The sequence below is a fragment of the Clostridium sp. D5 genome (assembly GCF_000190355.1).
GTDB classification, from domain to species: domain Bacteria; phylum Bacillota; class Clostridia; order Lachnospirales; family Lachnospiraceae; genus Faecalicatena; species Faecalicatena fissicatena_A.
This window is the reverse complement of sequence record NZ_GL870848.1, coordinates 1-740: the sequence shown is the minus strand read 5'-3', so window position 1 is coordinate 740 and position 740 is coordinate 1. Positions and strand designations below refer to the sequence as shown.

Here is a 740-nt window from a genome sequence, read left to right as displayed (position 1 = left end):
TTTTATAAGTATGCGTTTATGATGGAAAGGACGGCGCCCGAACAGTACAAACAACTGGAATGGGCACTCCCCCGTAATTTCAGAGGAGCGGAAACAGCGCATTGAAGCAACGGTAGCCGTCCATGTAAAATGGGCGGAAGAATTTGAGCAGGAGTATCCGGCTTATGCAATGCGTGGGCGCCCGATCCATGCATTCCAGGAAGCACCCGGCCAAACTTCGATAGAGACGTATCAGAGAGGGGAATTGTATTCCTATGGAGAACACACCGAAATGTTATATTCCCAATATATTCAGGAGTGTGCGGCTCAGAACAGAAATCTGGCGGCTCTTATCAGAGATAATTCGGCGAGGATGTACGGATATGAATCGATTGCTGATCTTGAAAGGGAATAAGTGCAGCTGTTAGCAAGAGGAAATGGGAATGAAAGACAATAAGAGCGGGAAAATAGCAGCTATCTATATTCTTTATATTATAGTGGCCGGAATGATCAGCCTCCTGTGGGGAGCCGGTTACAAGGCCATGGCTGGGCTGCTTCTGGGATCCGCAGCCGCGTTCGCTAATTATTTATTATTAAAATTGGCGGTATGCCGGCTGTTGGGTGTCAGGAACATTTTTGTTGTCCAGATATTTCTTTTCCGGTACCTGCTGTACATTGCAGCCGCTTATATTTCAATGCGGACCGGCAGCGTTGCTGTCATCATGTACGCAGCCGGAATCATAGGCTTATCGCTGTCTATT

Annotated in this window: 1 protein-coding gene; it reads left to right on the top strand. The window is 47.3% G+C overall.

What is annotated here, in order from left to right:
- Positions 1 to 422 precede the first annotated feature (422 nt).
- Positions 423 to 740: hypothetical protein (locus HMPREF0240_RS23245; RefSeq protein ID WP_035314809.1), on the top strand; the 318-nt coding region annotated here is incomplete at its 3' end.